The organism is Mesorhizobium sp. CAU 1732 (assembly GCF_039888675.1).
In the GTDB taxonomy this organism is placed as follows: Bacteria; Pseudomonadota; Alphaproteobacteria; order Rhizobiales; family Rhizobiaceae; genus Aerobium.
Window position 1 is genome coordinate 3,037,757 of sequence record NZ_JBDQQR010000001.1, and the last position, 17,458, is coordinate 3,055,214.

Below are 17,458 nucleotides of genomic sequence, written 5' to 3' on the forward strand. Positions count from 1 at the left end.
TCAAGCCGGTCGCCCTCGTCGCAACGGCTCCAATATCTCCTCATTGTGGGCGCCCAGTTCCGGCGCCGGCATGCGCACGACGCAAGGCGTGTCGCTCAGCTTGACGGGAAAGCCCGTCATGCGGACGCTGCCTCTACCTGGATGATCGACTTCGATGACCATCTCCTGCGCTGCGATCTGCGGATGAGCGAGCGCCTCGGCGATGTTCTGGACCTTGCCGCTCGGCACCCCCGCTCCGTTCAATCGTTCGATCCAGAAGGCCTGGCTTTGACGCGTCATCTGTTCGTCGATCAAGCCACTGAGTTCGTTGCGACGCGCGAAACGTTTCGCATTGTCGTCGAAGCGCGGGTCGTCAAGAATGGCTTCCAGATCGATGACGCGCATGAAGCGGCGCAGCACCACATCATTGCTGGGCGCGACCGCCACCTCACCATCACGCGCGCGAAAAAGGCCGTAAGGCGCGACGAGCGGGTGGTCGTTGCCAGTACGGGCTGGAAGCTCTCCGGTCATCAGATGTTCGCTCGCCAGATAGGCCATGAAGGAGATGATGCCGTTCAGCATCGCGCTCTCGACATGCTGCCCCTCCCCATTTGCATCGCGAGCACGCAACGCGTTCACGACACCAAAGGCGGCATAGAGCCCGGCGACGAGATCCGTGATGGGTTGACCGCTGCGCAAGGGCTCCTGATCGGCCCGACCGTTGACGCTCATGAAGCCGCTCATGGCTTGCGCGATGAAATCGAAAGCCGGACGATCGGCATAAGGGCCGTTGCTGCCATAACCGTTGATGCTGCAGGTGACGAGGCGTGGGTTGAGTGCCTTAAGCGCTTCGATACCAAGGCCCATGCGGTCAAGTATGCCGGGCCGGAAATTTTCCACCAGAACGTCGGCCGTGCGGATGAGTTCGGCCAGGAGAGCCTTGTCGCCTTCATCGTAAAGGTCGAGCTCGACCGACTTCTTATTGCGGTTGAAGGCGGCGAAATACCAGCTCAGCCCGTTGCGGATCTCGCCCTGCTGGCGAACGATATCGCCCTTTTGCGGGGGCTCGACCTTGATGATCTCCGCGCCCATGTCACCGAGTAGCATGGTGCAGAAGGGACCTGACAGGACGCGTGTCAGATCGATGACCCGGATGCTTTCAAGCGGTTGTTTCAGCCGTTGGCTCATCCAACCGCCGTCGCGACCGAATCGAGCGCGCTCGTGCGAAGCCTGGGTCCCGCGTTCATGACCTGCCCCGGCAGTTTCCTGCCGATGACGCTCTCGACATGAAGCGCGACCTCGCGAAGCTTTTCGAGATCGATACCGGTCTCGATCCCGCACTCATGCAGGAGATAGACGAGATCCTCAGTGCAGATATTGCCCGTCGCGCCAGGCGCGAAAGGACACCCTCCCAAACCCGCGACGGAGGATTCGAATGTTGTCACGCCAGCCTGAAGACCGGCATAGACATTGGCCAGACCGACGCCGCGCGTATTGTGGAAGTGCAGAGACAGTTCGATATCCGGCACCATGTCGTACAGCTTCGCACAGCGCTCGAATACCAGCGGAGGTGTCGCCATGCCCGTCGTGTCGCCAAGCGTTATGTGCGTGATCCCGAGTGCACGGTATGCGGACGCGATCTCGACAACCGATGCGACGTCGATCTCGCCTTCGAACGGGCAGCCGAACGCCGTCGCGATCGCGCCATGAACAGGCGTTTCAGCCGCATTCGCGAATGCGCACACCGATTGGAATCCGGCAAGCGTCTGCGCGCGCGTCGCGTTCAAGTTCTTGAGGTTGTGACTTTCGGACGCCGACACGAACAGGACAATGGCATCGACACCGGCGTTGACCGCATCGCGCGCGCCGCGCTCATTGGGCGTCAGTGCCGTTAGCTTCGCACCGGAGCTCCGGTCGGCAGCCGCCATCAGCTCGGCGGCGTCCTTCAACTGGGGCACGGCGCGCGGTGAGACGAAAGACGTGGCTTCGAACTGGGAAATACCCGTATCGATAAGCGCGTTGAGAATGCTAATCTTCGCATTCGTGTCGATCCAGTCGCGTTCGGATTGAAACCCGTCGCGGGTTCCGACCTCGACGACGCGCACGCGAGACGGGAATGTCGTTCGTTCGGTTCGCCGCATGACTTCTCCTCCCTGATAAGTCATAACACAATTGGTGCACCAATTTGGTATACCAAGTCAAGCGGAGGACTGTATGGCAGGTGAAGAGGATAGCCGCAGCGCGAACGTGGCCGCTTCGCAACGCCGGCACGACGGCGTCTACGCGCAATTGCGCGATGCAATCTTGACGCTGCGCCTGCTGCCCGGGGCACGAATTGCCGAGCGGCAATTGGAGAAGATGCTCGGCAGTTCGCGCACGCCCATCCGTGAAGCGCTCCACCGGCTTGAGGCCGACGGCCTCGTTCTGCGCGGCGAGCGAAGCCATGTGGTCGCGCCAATCGATCTAGCCGAGTTGATGGAGGTCTTTGAGTATCGCGAGCACATCGAGAGCGCCATCGTGCGCCTTGCCTGCCAACGCGCCACGCCAAGCGATGTCGAGCGCATACGCGAGATCATCGATGTCGCTCTTCACGACGACGGCCACGAACTCTGGTTCGAGATTGGCACCGACTTCCACCTTGAGCTGGCGAAGCTTTCGGGAAACCGTTTTCTGATCCGCGCAATGAACGACATCATGACGCGTGTCGCACGCGCGCGCTGGATGATCGCAAGCATGCCGGAAAATCGCACTACCGCTCATAGGGAGCACAGCCATATCCTCGACCTGATCCTGGCGGGCCGTACCGCTGAGGTCGTGGAAATCATCGTCAATCATACGCGCTTCGTTCAGGAAAACCTTGCGAAGGCCATCCGCGAGACACGATCGCGGTTCCGGGCTGAGGGGCTCGACATCATCGATAAGAACTAGGCGCAATCCAGATTGAGGGTTCCGTTTTGAGATGAGTGCTGGATCGATGCGTTCCGGATTTGATGATTCGGAGCGGATTGATGAGCGTGAATCGCTATGAATTGAGCGAGGCACAGTGGAGCCGCATTGACCTCGCCGGCTACTACCCCAACCCTCACTTGGAGAATGTGTAACGTGGCATCCTTGCAGCGTCGACCTATGCACCTCAACGCCGTGATCTACGGCCTGGGAAGCCACGAGGCTGCGTGGCGCATGCCGGAAAGCGATCCCCGCTCGCTGACAAAGCTGTCTTTCTGGATCGATCTCGCACGGCGCGCCGAGGCCGCTGGTTTCGATGCACTCTTTCTTGGCGACGTGCTGACCCTCCAGGCAGGCGCCGACAAGCACCTGTCGGACGCGATGGATCCGATCGTGATCATGTCGGCCTTGGCTGCGGTAACGACGCGGATCGGCCTCATCGCGACCGCATCCACCACCTTTGATCATCCCTTCCATCTCGCCAGGCGCTTCGCCTGCCTTGACCACATCAGCGATGGCCGGGCCGGATGGAACATCGTCACGTCTTCCAATCGGCTCGAAGCGCAGAATTTCGGGCTTGATGACATGCCGGAACACGCTGAGCGCTACGCGCGGGCAGCAGATGTCGTGGATGCCGCGCTTGCACTTTGGGGGAGTTGGGAGGAAGACGCCAAAGTCGCCGACCAGCAAAGCGGGCATTATCTCGATCCCGCCAAGGTGCATCGTGTCGACCACAAGGGACCCTTCGTGCGTACGGCCGGTCCGCTCAACGTGCCCCGCCCGCCAGGTGGGCGTCCGCTGCTCGCGCAGGCCGGTTCCTCGGAAGAAGGCCGCGCTTTCGCCGCGTCGCGTGCGGACATCGTTTTCACCGTGCAGTCCGACCTCTCGGAGGCGCGCGATTTCTACAACGACATCAAGGCGCGCGCTGTTCGCGCCGGGCGCGATCCGCAGAGCATTCGCGTGCTGCCGGGCATCGTTCCGATTGCGGCAACGACACGGGAGGAAGCCGAGGCGCGTTTGTTACAATTGAACAGCTTCGCCAACCTGGAGCATCTGATCGCCAAAGGCTCCGAGTTCCTGGGAGTGGATCTCAGGTCGATCGATCTGGAGCAGCCTCTGCCGGAGGAGCTGAATATGACGGCCGGCAACCAAGCGAGCAAAAGCCGCGTCGCTGCGCTGGTGGGTGTGGCGCGGCGCGAAAAGCTCACGGTCCGGCAGTTGCTCGCGCGTGTGGCTTGCGGTCGCGGGCACCTTCTGGCCGTCGGCACCGGCCAGGACATCGCAAGCACGATGCAGGAGTGGGTCGAAGGCGGGGCCGCCGACGGATTCAACGTCATGTGCCCGGTCCTACCAGGTGACCTGACGATGTTCGCCGAGCATGTCATGCCCAGACTGGCCGAACGAGGTTGATCCCCGCGCTCGACGGAATCTAAGCGATGATCGACGTTTAGCGCGCAGGCATGCCCGGGCCAACAACCATGGCCGGGGAGTATGACAGCCGAATTGTTTCCGTCGGCGCCAGCCGCTCTGTTCCCCGGGAATGCCAGGTTGTTGACAAAGATGTTTTCTTAAGGGAAACTCCAAGGAAACAAGCTGGAGGCCGGGAGGAGACCGGAAGTTCCAGGCAGGATTCAGAGCTTTAGGTGATGCATACCGCCAACGCGGCTATGTGAAGGTACCGTTTTGACCTGTGGTCAGCGGGCCATGGGATTTTGTTGCTTTAAAGGGAGGAGCACCTCGAATGAACAGACTGGTCAAGTTGCTGTTGGCGACATCGTTCGCCGTGTCGGTCCTGCCAGCCGGTTTTGCGGCAGCACAGGACAAGACGATCAAGCTGGGCGTCCTGACGGATATGTCCGGCGTCTTCTCGGACGCCAACGGGACCGGCTCCGTCGTCGCCGCGCAGATGGCGGTCGACGACATGGCAGGCGAACTCGAAGGATTCACGGTTCAGGTCGTGAGCGCGGACCACCAGAACAAGCCGGACGTGGGCGCCGGCATCGCGCGCAAATGGTTCGATGAAGATGGCGTCAACGTCGTCCTCGACGTGCCGGTCTCTCCCATCGCGCTCGCAGTGCGGTCGATCGCGGAGGAAAAGGACAAGATCGTTCTCCTGTCGAGTTCCGGCTCGTCCGACATCACGGGCAAGAGCTGCACGAACAACACGATCCAGTGGACCTACAACACCTATGCGCTGTCGAACGTCGCGGGGCGCGCGACGGTCGAGAGGGGGGACAAGTCGTGGTTCTTCATCACCACCGACTATGCTTTCGGTCACGCCCTCGAGCGCGACGCCACCGCGGCCGTGACGGCGGCGGGCGGAGAGGTTCTCGGCCGGGCGCTGAACCCGATCGCATCGCCTGATTTCTCGTCCTACCTGCTGTCGGCGCAGGCGTCGGGCGCGAATGTCATCGCGCTGGCGAGTTCAGGTGGCGACATGCAGACCGCCGTGAAGCAGGCGGCCGAGTTCGGCATCCAGGCAGGCGGCCAGAAGCTTCTGGGCCTTCTCTTCGACGTGACCGACGTAAACGCGCTCGGGTTGGAGAGCACGCAGGGGATGTTGCTGGCGACGCCGTTCTACTGGGACCGGAATGATGAAAGCCGGGAATTCGGAGAGCGCTTCATGAAGCTTCACGGCAGAGTCCCGACCATGCACCAGGCCGGTGTCTATTCGGCGGCGACCCACTACCTGAAAGCTCTCCGCGAGACCGGAACGGACGACACACAGACGGTGCTGCAGAAGATGCGCGAGATGCCCGTCAACGATTTCTTCGCGCAGAATGGCCATATCCGCGAGGATGGCCAGATGATCCACGACTTCTATCTGGTCGAAGTGAAGAGCCCGCAGGAATCGGCCGGAAACTGGGATTTCTACAAGGTGCTGTCGACGGTCCCCGGAGACCAGGCCTTCCAGCCTGTCGAGAACTGCCCGCGCATCGCCGCCAAGCAATAACGCCAGTTACGAAACATGCGGAGCGCCCACGTTTCAGGAGCGCTCCGCATCATCGCGAATGCGTCGGGGACGATGCGGCGCACGCTTCGCCGGGCCGCATCGACCCGGATCGGCAACGTCAAAGGATTCGGAAAGAATGACTCCAGACATCGTCTTGTCGGCATCGCGCCTGACAAAGCAGTTCGGCGGCTTCAAGGCGGTCGATGGTGTGGACCTAGACGTTCGACGCGGCACGATCCATGCCCTGATCGGTCCCAACGGCGCGGGCAAGACAACCTGCTTCAACCTGCTGACCAAACTCCTGGTGCCGACCGACGGCACGATCACGCTTCATGGCGAGGACATCACACGTGTCGATCCGGCAAAGGTCGCGGGCAAGGGGCTGGTGCGCTCGTTCCAGATTTCGGCGATCTTTCCCAAGCTCACGGTACGCAACAATGTGCGGATCGCACTACAGCGCAAGCGTGGCGGGTCCTTCGATTTCTGGCGCTCCGGTTCGGTGCTGCGGTCGCTGGACGACGCGGCCGATGAACTGCTCGACGCGGTCGGGCTGCTGTCGCTTCGCCATCTGGCAGCCGCCGAACTGTCCTATGGGCGCAAGCGGGCGCTGGAGATCGCCACGACGCTCGCGCTCGACCCTTCCGTGCTGCTTCTCGATGAGCCGATGGCCGGCATGGGACGCGAGGACGTCGAGCGTATCGAGGCGCTGATCCGCAAAGTGTCGGTGGGCCGCACCATCCTCATGGTCGAGCACAATCTGTCGGTCGTGGCGTCGCTTTCCGACCGGATCACGGTTCTGGCGCGCGGGAAGGTCCTGGCGGAAGGCGACTACGAAACCGTCGCAGCCGATCCGCGTGTCGTCGAGGCATATATTGGCACGGGAGGCTCCGATGCGCATTGACGGTCATTCGCTTCGCGTGCGCGGGCTGGAGGCATGGTACGATGAAAGCCATGTGCTTCACGGGGTGGATATCGAGGCCTCGCGCGGCGAGGTGGTGACGCTTCTGGGCCGGAACGGCGCCGGCAAGACCACGATCCTGAAATCCATCATGGGCGTGCTTGCGGAGCGCAGGGGCTCTGTCCTCGTCAACGGATGCGAGACCATCGGTGAGCCGTCGCGCCGGATCGCCCGGCTCGGCATCGGCTACGTGCCCGAGGAGCGCGGCATCTATTCGAGCCTGACGGTCGAGGAGAATCTGCTTCTGCCGCCACGGCTCAAGCCGAACGGACTTTCGCTGGAGCAGATCTTCGAACTGTTTCCCAATATCCGCGACCGGATGAGCAGCCAGGGCACCAAGCTCTCCGGCGGCGAGCAGCAGATGCTGGCGATCGGCCGCATCCTGCGCACAGGGGCCGACCTGCTGCTGCTCGACGAGCCGACCGAGGGACTGGCCCCGGTCATCATCGAGCAGATCGGGAAGGTGATCGCGCAGCTCAAGCAGCGTGGCTTCACCATCGTGCTCGTTGAGCAGAATTTCCGTTTCGCCGCCACGGTGGCCGACCGGCACTACGTCGTCGAGCAAGGCAAGGTGATCGACATGATCCCCAATGCCGAGATCGAGGCGAACATAGCGAAGCTTCAGGGCTATCTGGGGGTCTGATCATGAGCGAACTCATCGGAATCCCGCCGCAGGTGCTGCTCGGCCAGATCGTCCTCGGGCTGATCAACGGCTCGTTCTACGCGATGCTCAGCCTGGGTCTCGCCGTCATCTTCGGCCTTCTCAACATCATCAATTTCGCGCATGGCGCGCTATACATGATGGGCGCCTTCGTCGCCTGGATGCTGTTGCACTATCTGGGCATCAACTACTGGGCAGCGCTGTTGCTGGTTCCCCTGCTGGTGGGCGCGTTCGGGGTGCTGATAGAGCGGTTCCTGATCGCGCGGATCGCGCATCTCGACCACCTCTACGGATTGCTGCTGACCTTCGGCATCGCACTCATCATCCAGGGACTGTTCCGCAACGGGTTCGGATCGTCCGGTCTGGCCTACGAGATCCCGGACGCGCTGCGGGGCGGCCAGAATCTCGGCTTCATGTTCCTGCCGAACTATCGGGCCTGGGTGATCGTCGCGTCCCTGGCGGTGTGCCTGCTCACATGGTTCGTCATCGAGAAGACAAGGCTGGGCTCCTATCTGCGGGCGGCAACCGAAAATCCCGCGCTGACGGAAACCTTCGGCATCAACGTCCCGCTGCTGATCACGCTGACTTACGGGTTCGGGGTAGCGCTGGCGGCGCTTGCCGGGGTGTTCGCCGCGCCGATCTACGCCGTCAATCCCAATATGGGCGTGGACCTGATCATCGTCGTCTTCGCCGTGGTCGTCATCGGCGGCATGGGTTCGATCATGGGGGCCATCATCACCGGATTCGCGCTCGGGCTCGTCGAGGGGCTGACCAAGGTGTTCTACCCGGAACTCTCGGCGACGGTGATCTTCATCATCATGGTTCTCGTACTGCTCGTGAAGCCGTCCGGCATCTTCGGCCGTTCGATTTAGATACTGGAAAGTGGATCATGTCTGACCTCGCACATGCCGGGACCGTGCCGGATGAACGCAACGATAGGCGGTTGCATCTCGCGATCATGGTCGGGATCGTCCTTGCCCTGATCGTCACGCCGTTCTTCCTTTATCCCGTCTTCGTCATGAAGTGCCTGTGTTTCGCGCTGCTTGCCCTGGCCTTCAACCTGCTTCTGGGTCAGGGAGGGCTTCTGTCGTTCGGCCACGCCGCCTTCTTCGGCATGGCCAGCTATGTCAGCGCCTATGCGGCGGCGAGTTGGCAATTGCCTCCCGAACTGGCGATCCTCGCCGGGATGCTGGCGGCGACGGTTCTCGGTGCCGTGTTCGGGTCGCTCGCCATTCGCCGGCAGGGCATTTATTTCGCCATGATCACGCTGGCGCTGGCACAGATGGTCTACTTCTTCTCGCTTCAGGCTACCGGTTTCACGGGTGGTGAGGACGGCATCCAGGGGGTGCCGCGCGGAATGCTATTCGGCGTCATCGATCTTTCCAGCGACCGCGCCCTCTACTGGGTCGTCGCCGCGATCTTCATGGCCGCCCTTGCCGCGATGTACCGGATCATGAACTCCCCGTTCGGCGAGGTCTGCAAGGCCATACGCGACAACGAGCCCAGAGCGATCTCGCTCGGCTATGGCGTCAACCGCTACAAGCTGACGATCTTCATCCTCTCGGCCACCCTTGCCGGGCTGGCGGGAGCCATGAAAGCGCTCGTGTTCCAACTCGCCACCCTGACGGACGTGCATTTTTCGATGTCGGGCGAGGCCGTGCTCATGTCACTTGTCGGCGGCGTCGGCACCATCTTCGGGCCGATCGTGGGCGCCTTCGTCATCGTGACGATGCAGAACTATCTCGCAAGCCTCGGCGGATGGGTCACGGTCATACAGGGCGTGGTGTTCGTCTTCTGCGTGATCGCGTTCAGGGATGGGATCGTCGGCACACTGGCACGGCTGATCCGCAGGCCGCTGTGAGGCCCCCTCACCGGTCAGTCGTGATGACCACGAACGCCTTGGCATCCCTGCCGTTGATGGCGACGCCATAGTGCTCGAACGAGGATTCGAACTGGATGCAGTCGCCCGTCTCGAGAATGATCTGGGCGCCGGCATATTCGAACAGGATGGTTCCCTCCAGCACGAGAAGAATCTCCTCACCGGCATGACGAAACCGGGGCAGGCCCTTGTTCTCGATGCAGGGCAAAGTGAGGAAGAAGACTTCGGAACGCGGGTTCGCCTTGTTAAGCGATGCGACCTCGTAGACGTATCCCAGCTCGGTTCCATTCCGGTTGATGGCCCGCCTCTCACTGGCACGGACGATCGAGATCGGCTTCTTCTCGCCTTCCGAGATGAAGACCTCGGACAACGGAATGCCGTACCCTTCCGCCAAGCGCGTGATCACCGCGATCGAGGGTTGCGACAGGCCAGATTCGACTTTGGAAAGATAGCCCTTCGTCACTTCGGCACGCCGCGCGGCCGCCTCGATCGTAAGCCCGGCGGTCTTGCGCAGCCTGCGTAGCGTAGCCCCCAGTTCCCGAGTGCTGGTGGTGCCGTCTTCCATCTTTCCCTCCGCGCATATCCAACCAAGGCAGCTCAGTATCGCACACAAGTTGTTGACATAAAAGTTTTCGTGTAGGAAACAATCAGGAAACTACACGTCGCGATCCATGGGAGGAGAAAATGCGGCTTGTCACTTTGCCATCGCTGGCAGGCCCCGGCATCGAGGCGCAGAAATGCCCGCTCCGGCATGGCTGCGGCTGTGCCCGGATCGGCTGGAGGGGATGATGCCGAGCACCGACGCATCGGCATCACACCTGGTAGGGCTGGCTGCAGCGGGTCCTACCGTCGCATCCCTTTTTCGCGACAGGGCGCGCACGCATGGAAATCTGCCCGCTTTGATGCAGGCCGAATCGATTGTCACCTACCGGCAGCTCGACGAACGTATCAATCGCCTTGCTTCGACGCTTCTTCACGCCGGCGTGCGGCGCGGCGATCGACTGGCGATCGTCTCGGAGAACCGTTTCGAATATATCGAGCTGCTGCTGGCCTGCGCCAAGATCGGCGCGATCGCGGCGTGCCAGAACTGGCGTCAGGCGTCACCGGAGCTGGCGCATTGCCTGTCGCTGGTCGTACCAAAGCTGATCTTTGTATCCCCGCGCTTTCTGCCCGTGATCCGAAGCTTGGATCTGTCCGTGTCCGTCGTCGAATTCGGCGCTGAGTATGAGCGAATGGTTCGCGACGGTTCGCCGGAGGAACCGACCATATTGGCACAACCGGAAGACGGCCTGCTGATCCTTTATACAAGCGGCACGACCGGGCTGCCCAAGGCCGCCGTCATCAGCCATCGCGCGATCATAGCAAGAGCGCTCGTGATGATGGTCGACTGGTCGGTCCGTCCCACGGACGGTTCAATTGCCTGGTCGCCGCTGTTCCACATGGCGGGCGCCGATCCCGCGCTTGCCGCCCTGTGCTCCGGCGCACCGGTCTATCTGGTCGATGGTTTTGATCCCCATGAGATCAGCCGGGCTCTGGGACAGATTGATGTCGGCTGGCTGGTCCTTATGCCCGGCATGATCGAACGTATGATCGACGTGCTGCGCGCAACATCGCGCGCCCCCCGGCGTGTCGCCGGTGCCGGCTGCATGGCCAATCTCGTGCCTCCGGAACATATCGCCGGCGTGTCACGCCTTGTATCCGCGCCGTTCCTCAACAGCTTCGGCTCGACCGAGACGGGTATTGCTCCGGCCAGCGGCGACGGCATTCCGCCGGGCGTCGCACCGCTATCCCTCGCCAAGCGCCAGACATCGTTCTGCCAGGTGCGGTTGGTGGACGAGGACGACCGGGAGGTTTCGACCGGCGAGATCGGTGAAATGACCCTGCGCTCGCCGACCCTGTTCAGCGGCTACTGGAACGCCCGTGATGTCACCGCTCGCGACTTTCGCGGCGGCTGGTTCCACATGGGCGACGACTTCGTCCGCAACGAGGACGGGACCCTGCATTTCGTCGACCGGAGAAAGTATCTGATCAAGTCCGGCGGTGAGAACATCTACCCGGCCGAACTTGAGCGCATCCTGCGTCAATCCGTGAGCGTGAAGGAGGCTATCGTGGTGCGGCAGCCCGACAGGCATTGGGGCGAGGTCCCCGTCGCCTTCGTGGTTCCGGCGGACGACCGGCTGACAGAAGACGGGGTCATGACCCTCTTCGACGGACAGGTCGCCCGCTACAAACTGCCCAAGCGGGTCGTGTTCATTCGCGAAGAAGACCTGCAACGCAATGCGACGGGGAAGATCCAGCGCCAGCCGCTGGAAGCCCTTCTCGTCGTCGGCCATCGCGATGGCCGCGATCCCGGTTCCGCCTGACGGAAAGCCTTTCACGCGGTCGCCTGTGAGTCGACCGATCGTCAACGAGGGAGAATTCGCCTTGATGCAAAAAACGAAAGCCGCAGCGGTCGGCATAGGCGAGGTGCCGTCCGGGCGCTTCCCGGAAAGAAGCGAGTTGGAAGCCGCCATCCTCGCTTGCAGGGACGCCATCCTCGACGCGGGACTGTCGCCGCGCGACATCGATGTCGTCATGCCGGTCGGCGCGCTGGCATCGCGCCATTTCAACGTCGATCTCGTCTTTTCGCGACTGTGCGAGGAGCTCGGCATGTTGCGTTCGGCCAAAATGAACGTCCAGGTGATGTCCGGCGGGGCGACAAGCTCGAGCATGTTGGCGGTCGCCGAAGGTCTCGTGGCCGGCGGCCTCGCCCGCAACGTGCTGTGCGTTCATTCCGACGCCGTGGGTTCGCTTCCCAAGCAGGCGGGTATCGATCTCTTCTCCACGACGGGCGTGTCGGAAGAGTGGGAGGCCCCCTACGGCCACAACATGAATGCGGTCGGCGCACTCGCCTCGAACCGCTACATGCACGAAACCGAAACGACCGAGGAAGAGCTCGCCGCCGTCTGCGTGTCGCTGCGCAAATGGGCGGAGCTTAACCCTCATGCGATGTTCCGCACGCCGCTCACCATCGAGGAAGTGCTGGCTTCCAGGATGATCGCAACGCCGCTGCGGGCCAAGCACTGCAACATGCTGGCGGATGGTGCCGCCGCCTTCATCGTCGCGCGGGCCGAGGATGCGCCGCATATCACGTCGACGCCCGTTTATGTCCGGGGCCATGGCTCCCTCGTCACCCACTATACGGTATCGCAAGACACCGACCTTGCCAGGCTCGGCTTCGAGCAGGCTGCCGCCGAGGCGTATGCCAAATCCGGTATCGGCCCCGAAAGCATCCAGCTCGCGCAGATTTACGACGCCTATCCCGTCTGGCCACTGATAACGTTGGACGGGTTGAAGCTGTGCCGTGGCGAACGTGCGGGCGCCTTCGTGGCCGCCGGTGAAACCGCGCCGGGCGGCTCCCTGCCGATGACCACCAATGGCGGGATGCTGTCACAGGGACACACCGCCGTCGGCGGCGGCATCGCCGTCCTTGTGGAAGGCTTCCGCCAGCTCATGGGCAAGGCCGGGCCGCGACAGGTCGCAAATCTGGTGAACGCGGTCGAGACGGCGTCGGGCGGCACCTGGATGGATTCGCACGTAACAGTTCTTTCGAGGGAGCATTGACATGACCGCAACCGCCCGCCCCCTGCCCGTCCCAAGCGCCTGGTCGGCAGGCTACTGGCAGGCCGCCGCCGAACGTCGCTTCGTGGTGCAGGAATGCAAAAGCTGCGACAAGGCGATCATGTATCCCAAGCGCGTCTGCCCGCATTGTCTCGGAGAGAACCTGGGCTGGCGCGTATCCGCCGGCCGTGGCGAGATCTATGCCGTCACCGCACAACTGGCCGGCCCGCCCACCGGCTTCGCCGATCACCTTCCCTACGTGATCGCGGTCATCCGTCTGGACGAAGGCGTCCAACTGATGAGCAACATCGTCGGTGACGGAGCACTGGGCGCCAGGATCGGCGACCGGGTCGTCGTCGACTTCGAGGAGGTCGAAGGCACAGTCCTTCCGGTGTTCCGCCTCGATGCGGGAGCGGAGACGCGGGATGCGTGACGATAACCGAAGCGTCGTGATTACCGGCGGGGCGCAGGGCATCGGCGGCGCGGCCGCGACGCAGTTGCGCGGTCGTGGCTGGACTGTCCATGCGCTGGATCGCAAGCCGCATCCGGACCCGGAAATCGTCAGCCATATCTGCGACGTCACCGACGAGGCGCAGCTCAAATCATGCGCGACGGAAATCGGGGGCATAGCGGCGCTCGTTCCCTGCGCCGGCATCAATTTGCGCCCCCACGACAACCGTGCCGAAGAGCTGGACCTCGATGCGTGGCACCGCACGCTTGCAGTGAACCTGACGGGGGTGATGCTCACGGTGCGCGCTTTCCGCCCATCGATCCGCAATGATGGGGCGATCGTGCTCCTGTCGAGCGTCGCCGCCCTGCGGGCGATGCCGCTGGCCGACGCCTATACCGCGTCGAAGGGCGCGCTGGTCGCGCTGACGCGGTCTTGGGCAGTCGATTATGGCCGCTTCGGAATCCGCGTGAACTGCATATGTCCCGGCCCTACCTCGACCGAGATGATGTCTGGGATGATCGATCAGTTCGCGGAGAGCCGGCAATTGCAGCTTCCGCAACAGCGCATGGCGCGGCCGGAGGAAGTCGGCAACCTCATCGCGTTTCTGGCATCGCCGGATTCCTCATACATCTCTGGAGCCGTGATACCCGTCGATGGCGGCGCCGTCGCGCACAGCGCCGGGATGCCGTTCCCCCGTTATAGGGGAGGCGATCATCCCGCATGAGCGCGTAACAGTTTCCAGCAATCTTTCTTGCCGGCTCCGTCGCCCGTAGCGGCGTATCCGTTGAACATTTGGCGTAGCGGGCAATCCTCAGCGAGCGTTATAGCGTTCGAGATACCCTTTGAGGGGCATGTGCAGGAGGTCCCCGTTTATTCTCGGCGGATCTTCATGCCGGAACGAGAACGTGTAGGTTCCGCCACGGTCCAGCACGATGTCCGCGATGGTCCATCGCCCCTGCCCGGCTGCATCCATCTTAGCGCGGAGGCCAGCCAGTTCCATCTTGGTTTGCGCACTCAATCGGAATCCCAGCGCCTCCAGATGCCTGTTGGGATGACGCGCCAGCACGATAGCCTGGGTGCTCGACCGCAGATCCTCGTTGGGGTCCAGCTCGTGATTGACCGCAAGCTCGACCCATTCGCGATTGCCCCATTCACCATCGGAGATGTCGATGACGTCCCGTGCCAGGAGGAAGGCAATACGATCCTGCGACGCGGTGATGTCCTGGACCACGCTTTTGCTTTTTCCACCCCCGAATAGCCCTTCAAACACCGGCAAATCCTTCATCGTGCTCAAACTCGATGACCGTAGATCATTGACTCGGAAACGTCGATACAGGCTTCGTAGTCCCGCATGAGGCGCACAGGGATGGAATGGTCTCAGCGGTGCGAGCGGCTGTCATCGTCGCTCTCTGAAGCGATCCGCACCGGTATCGATTTCGCCGCAGGCGTCTTGCTTTCTTCGGCAAACTGCCACAGCGGGATCAGTGCATTGCATTCGGGATAGTAGGCTGCGACCGTACCTTCGGGAATGTCGTAATCGATCACCTGCAAGCCACCGACGCTTCGGTCGATGCCGTCATCCACGGCGGTGGACAGACGCGCGATGCCGTCCTTGGCGATACCGAAACGCTCGCGATCCCTCGCATTCATCATCACGATCATGCGGGACTTGTGAATGCCGCGCAGCCGGTCGGCATTGCCATAGACCGTGGTGTTGAACTGGTCGTTGGACCGTAATGTGATGAGCCGCAGCACATTAGTGTCGCTGCCGTCGTCGAAGCTTGCATGCAGCGCCTTCGGCAGCTTGAAATTGGCCTTGCCAGTATCGGTTTCCCATATCCGATCGCGCGCCGCCACCGGGCGCGGGAAGCCGCCGGGCGTGTCCATGCGACGGTTGAAATCGCGAAAATCGTCCGGAAAGATTGCCTGGATTTCGTCGCGCACCAGCGCATAGTCAGCGACCCACTTGTCCCAAGGCACGGCCGGGTTCTCAGGCAGCGCGGCCTTGGCGATTTCGGCGACAATGCAAGGCTCCGACAGAAGGTGCGCGCTGGCAGGCTTGTGGATGCCGCGCGAGGCGTGAATGCAGGTGGTGGAATCCTCCATCGTCACGATCTGCGGACCCGAAGCCTGTTCATCGATCTCGGATCGTACCAGCGTCGGCAACAGATAGGAGGTCTTAGCGGTGATGAGATGGGTGCGGTTCAGCTTGGTGGCGACCTGGACCGACAAATCGAGGTTGCGCCATTTTTCCTCCATCAGTTCGCGCTCGGGGATGGCACGCACGAAATTGCCGCCCAGCCCGATGAAGGCGCTGACGGTGCCCGCCACGATTCCCTCACACGCCTCGACCGTGTTCATGCCGTCCTCGCGCGGCGGCTCGAAGCGATAACGTTCGGCCATCGCATCCAGCGGCACCAGTTCGACCTTCTCGGCGATGCCGACGGTGCGCTGGCCCTGAACGTTGGAGTGGCCACGGACCGGACAGATGCCCGCGCCGGGCCGCCCGATATTGCCGCGCATCAAAAGCAAGTTGACCAGCATCTGGACGGTGTCGACGCCAAGCTTGTGCTGGGTCAGACCCATGCCGTAGATCGCGATCACGGATTTCGCACTGGCGTAGGTTCGCGCCGAATCCCTGATCGCCTCAAGTGGGAGGCCGCACGTCTGCGTTATCTCTTCCCAGGGCGTCTCGCGGACTCTCGTTTCAAACGCCTCGAAGCCCGATGTGTGTTCAGCAATGAAAGCGGTGTCGATGACCCGCTCGTCGCTGGTTCGCGTCGCTTCGTCGTCCCATTCAAACAGGAACTTGGCGACGCCCATCATCACCGCGATGTCGCTGCCCGCACGGGGCTGATAATACTGCGTCGCGATCTGCGTGGCGCTGTTGGTCAGCATCTGGCCGGGTCGCTGCGGATTGACGAACTCTTCCCAGCCCCGTTCGCGCAACGGGTTGAACACCACGATGGGCACGTCGCGTTCGCGCACCTCTTGAAGGGAATGAAGCAGGCGCGGCGAATTGGTCCCGACATTCTGGCCGAAAGAGAAGATGCAGTCGGTTTTGTCGTAATCTTCCAGCAGCACGGTGCCGACCGGCGTGCCGATGCTTTGCGGCAAGGCCACAGACGTCGTCTCGTGACACATGTTTGAACTGTCGGGCAGGTTGTTGTTGCCGTAGAGCCGCGCAAGAAGCTGATACATGAACGAGGTTTCAAGGGATGCGCGACCGGAAGCGTAGAACACGACGCTCTTGGGATCGTAGAACTGGAGCTTGGCGCCGATGTCGTCGAACGCGTCTTCCCACGAGACCTCGACATATCTGTCGCTCGCCGCATCATAGCGCATGGGATGCGTCAGGCGGCCCTCGTTCTCCAGATCGTAGTCCGACCAGCCGAGGAGTTCGGAAACCCTATGGCGGGCAAAGAAGTCCGGTGTGGTTCGTTTCGAGGTAAGGTCCCAGAATGTCGCCTTCGCCCCGTTCTCGCAAAACTCGGCCAGGTGCGGCTTGCTTGGCTTCGCCCACGCGCAGCTCGTGCACATATAGCCGCCGGTCTTGTTGTGATCGCGCATGAGACCAACCGCGCTGGATACCGCGCGCTGCCGTGTGGAATGCTTCACCAGCGATTTGACCGAGCCCCACCCTCCGGTCGGCTGTCGATAGGGTTTGTAGGTGGCTCGATCGGACATTGGCGCGCTCCCGGCTGGCTTCCTGTCCGCTAATGTCTCCCTGCAAAAGATGTTCCCTGCTCATCCGAAGACGCGTTCATGCGCGCCCGCTTTCGCCAGCGCTGAACGCGGGAAAACAGGAACGTTGGCAGGCGCTGCCGAACGGGCACAGAAGAGAATCTGCGGCGAACGGGCTTAGAAGTTGCCCGCCGCGGCCTCTTTCAGGATCAGCTTCTCGGGTGCCGGATCCGTCAAGGCAAGGTTTTGGAACTGGATCGAAACAGGCAGGCTGCGCGAAGTGCAGCCTTTCAGACGCCTCGCCATCGCGACGTTGTACGGGATTTTCGTCTTCAGACGGAACAGGC

At 62.2% G+C, this 17,458-nt stretch carries 16 protein-coding genes; 11 read left to right on the forward strand and 5 right to left on the reverse strand.

Features of this window, described 5'->3' with window-relative positions:
* Positions 1 to 1,167, reverse strand: coding sequence for a CoA transferase (locus AAFN55_RS14785; RefSeq protein ID WP_347799591.1), 1,167 nt, complete (start codon positions 1,165 to 1,167; stop codon positions 1 to 3).
* Positions 1,164 to 2,120 (reverse strand): hydroxymethylglutaryl-CoA lyase, encoded by a 957-nt coding sequence (locus tag AAFN55_RS14790; protein ID WP_347799592.1) that lies wholly within the window; start codon positions 2,118 to 2,120, stop codon positions 1,164 to 1,166. Before AAFN55_RS14790 ends, AAFN55_RS14785 begins: the two co-directional genes overlap by 4 nt.
* Positions 2,121 to 2,193: 73 nt before the next feature.
* Here AAFN55_RS14790 and AAFN55_RS14795 point away from each other — a divergent pair, with 73 nt between their 5' ends.
* From AAFN55_RS14795 to AAFN55_RS14825, 7 genes are all read left to right on the forward strand, one after another.
* Entirely contained in the window at positions 2,194 to 2,907 is a 714-nt protein-coding gene (locus AAFN55_RS14795) for a GntR family transcriptional regulator (RefSeq protein ID WP_347799593.1), read from the forward strand.
* A 198-nt stretch (positions 2,908 to 3,105) separates the two neighbouring features.
* Positions 3,106 to 4,335, forward strand: a complete 1,230-nt coding sequence (locus tag AAFN55_RS14800) for an LLM class flavin-dependent oxidoreductase (protein WP_347799594.1) — start codon at positions 3,106 to 3,108, stop codon at positions 4,333 to 4,335.
* Between the two features lie 331 nt (positions 4,336 to 4,666).
* Positions 4,667 to 5,878 (forward strand): ABC transporter substrate-binding protein, encoded by a 1,212-nt coding sequence (locus AAFN55_RS14805; protein WP_347799595.1) that lies wholly within the window; start codon positions 4,667 to 4,669, stop codon positions 5,876 to 5,878.
* Positions 5,879 to 6,014: 136 nt separating this feature from the next.
* Entirely contained in the window at positions 6,015 to 6,779 is a 765-nt protein-coding gene (locus tag AAFN55_RS14810) for an ABC transporter ATP-binding protein (RefSeq protein ID WP_347799596.1), read from the forward strand.
* Positions 6,769 to 7,479, forward strand: coding sequence for an ABC transporter ATP-binding protein (locus AAFN55_RS14815; protein WP_347799597.1), 711 nt, complete (start codon positions 6,769 to 6,771; stop codon positions 7,477 to 7,479). Before AAFN55_RS14810 ends, AAFN55_RS14815 begins: the two co-directional genes overlap by 11 nt.
* A gap of 2 nt (positions 7,480 to 7,481) precedes the next feature.
* The gene (locus tag AAFN55_RS14820; protein ID WP_347799598.1) at positions 7,482 to 8,369 is read left to right on the forward strand and encodes a branched-chain amino acid ABC transporter permease; all 888 of its coding nucleotides are present in this window, start codon (positions 7,482 to 7,484) and stop codon (positions 8,367 to 8,369) included.
* A 17-nt stretch (positions 8,370 to 8,386) separates the two neighbouring features.
* Positions 8,387 to 9,358, forward strand: a complete 972-nt coding sequence (locus tag AAFN55_RS14825; protein WP_347799599.1) for a branched-chain amino acid ABC transporter permease — start codon at positions 8,387 to 8,389, stop codon at positions 9,356 to 9,358.
* A 7-nt stretch (positions 9,359 to 9,365) separates the two neighbouring features.
* Here AAFN55_RS14825 and AAFN55_RS14830 read toward each other — a convergent pair whose 3' ends face one another.
* Positions 9,366 to 9,941, reverse strand: coding sequence for a helix-turn-helix domain-containing protein (locus tag AAFN55_RS14830; RefSeq protein ID WP_347799600.1), 576 nt, complete (start codon positions 9,939 to 9,941; stop codon positions 9,366 to 9,368).
* 223 nt (positions 9,942 to 10,164) lie between these two features.
* Between AAFN55_RS14830 and AAFN55_RS14835 the strand changes: the two genes are divergently transcribed.
* The 4 genes from AAFN55_RS14835 (at position 10,165) to AAFN55_RS14850 (ending at position 14,151) form a co-directional block, all read left to right on the forward strand.
* Positions 10,165 to 11,739: an AMP-binding protein gene (locus tag AAFN55_RS14835; RefSeq protein ID WP_347799601.1), complete on the forward strand. Its 1,575-nt coding sequence runs from the start codon at positions 10,165 to 10,167 to the stop codon at positions 11,737 to 11,739.
* A gap of 64 nt (positions 11,740 to 11,803) precedes the next feature.
* Positions 11,804 to 12,979, forward strand: coding sequence for a thiolase family protein (locus AAFN55_RS14840; RefSeq protein WP_347799602.1), 1,176 nt, complete (start codon positions 11,804 to 11,806; stop codon positions 12,977 to 12,979).
* Position 12,980: 1 nt separating this feature from the next.
* On the forward strand, positions 12,981 to 13,409 hold the full coding sequence (locus AAFN55_RS14845) for an OB-fold domain-containing protein (RefSeq protein ID WP_347799603.1): 429 nt from the start codon (positions 12,981 to 12,983) through the stop codon (positions 13,407 to 13,409).
* Positions 13,402 to 14,151, forward strand: a complete 750-nt coding sequence (locus tag AAFN55_RS14850) for an SDR family oxidoreductase (protein ID WP_347799604.1) — start codon at positions 13,402 to 13,404, stop codon at positions 14,149 to 14,151. The genes AAFN55_RS14845 and AAFN55_RS14850 overlap by 8 nt, the downstream gene beginning before the upstream one ends.
* Positions 14,152 to 14,238: 87 nt before the next feature.
* Here the strand turns inward: AAFN55_RS14850 and AAFN55_RS14855 are convergent, their stop codons facing one another.
* On the reverse strand, positions 14,239 to 14,712 hold the full coding sequence (locus AAFN55_RS14855) for a hypothetical protein (RefSeq protein WP_347799605.1): 474 nt from the start codon (positions 14,710 to 14,712) through the stop codon (positions 14,239 to 14,241).
* 92 nt (positions 14,713 to 14,804) lie between these two features.
* Positions 14,805 to 17,114, reverse strand: a complete 2,310-nt coding sequence (locus tag AAFN55_RS14860; RefSeq protein WP_347799606.1) for an FdhF/YdeP family oxidoreductase — start codon at positions 17,112 to 17,114, stop codon at positions 14,805 to 14,807.
* Between the last annotated feature and the right edge of the window lie 344 nt (positions 17,115 to 17,458).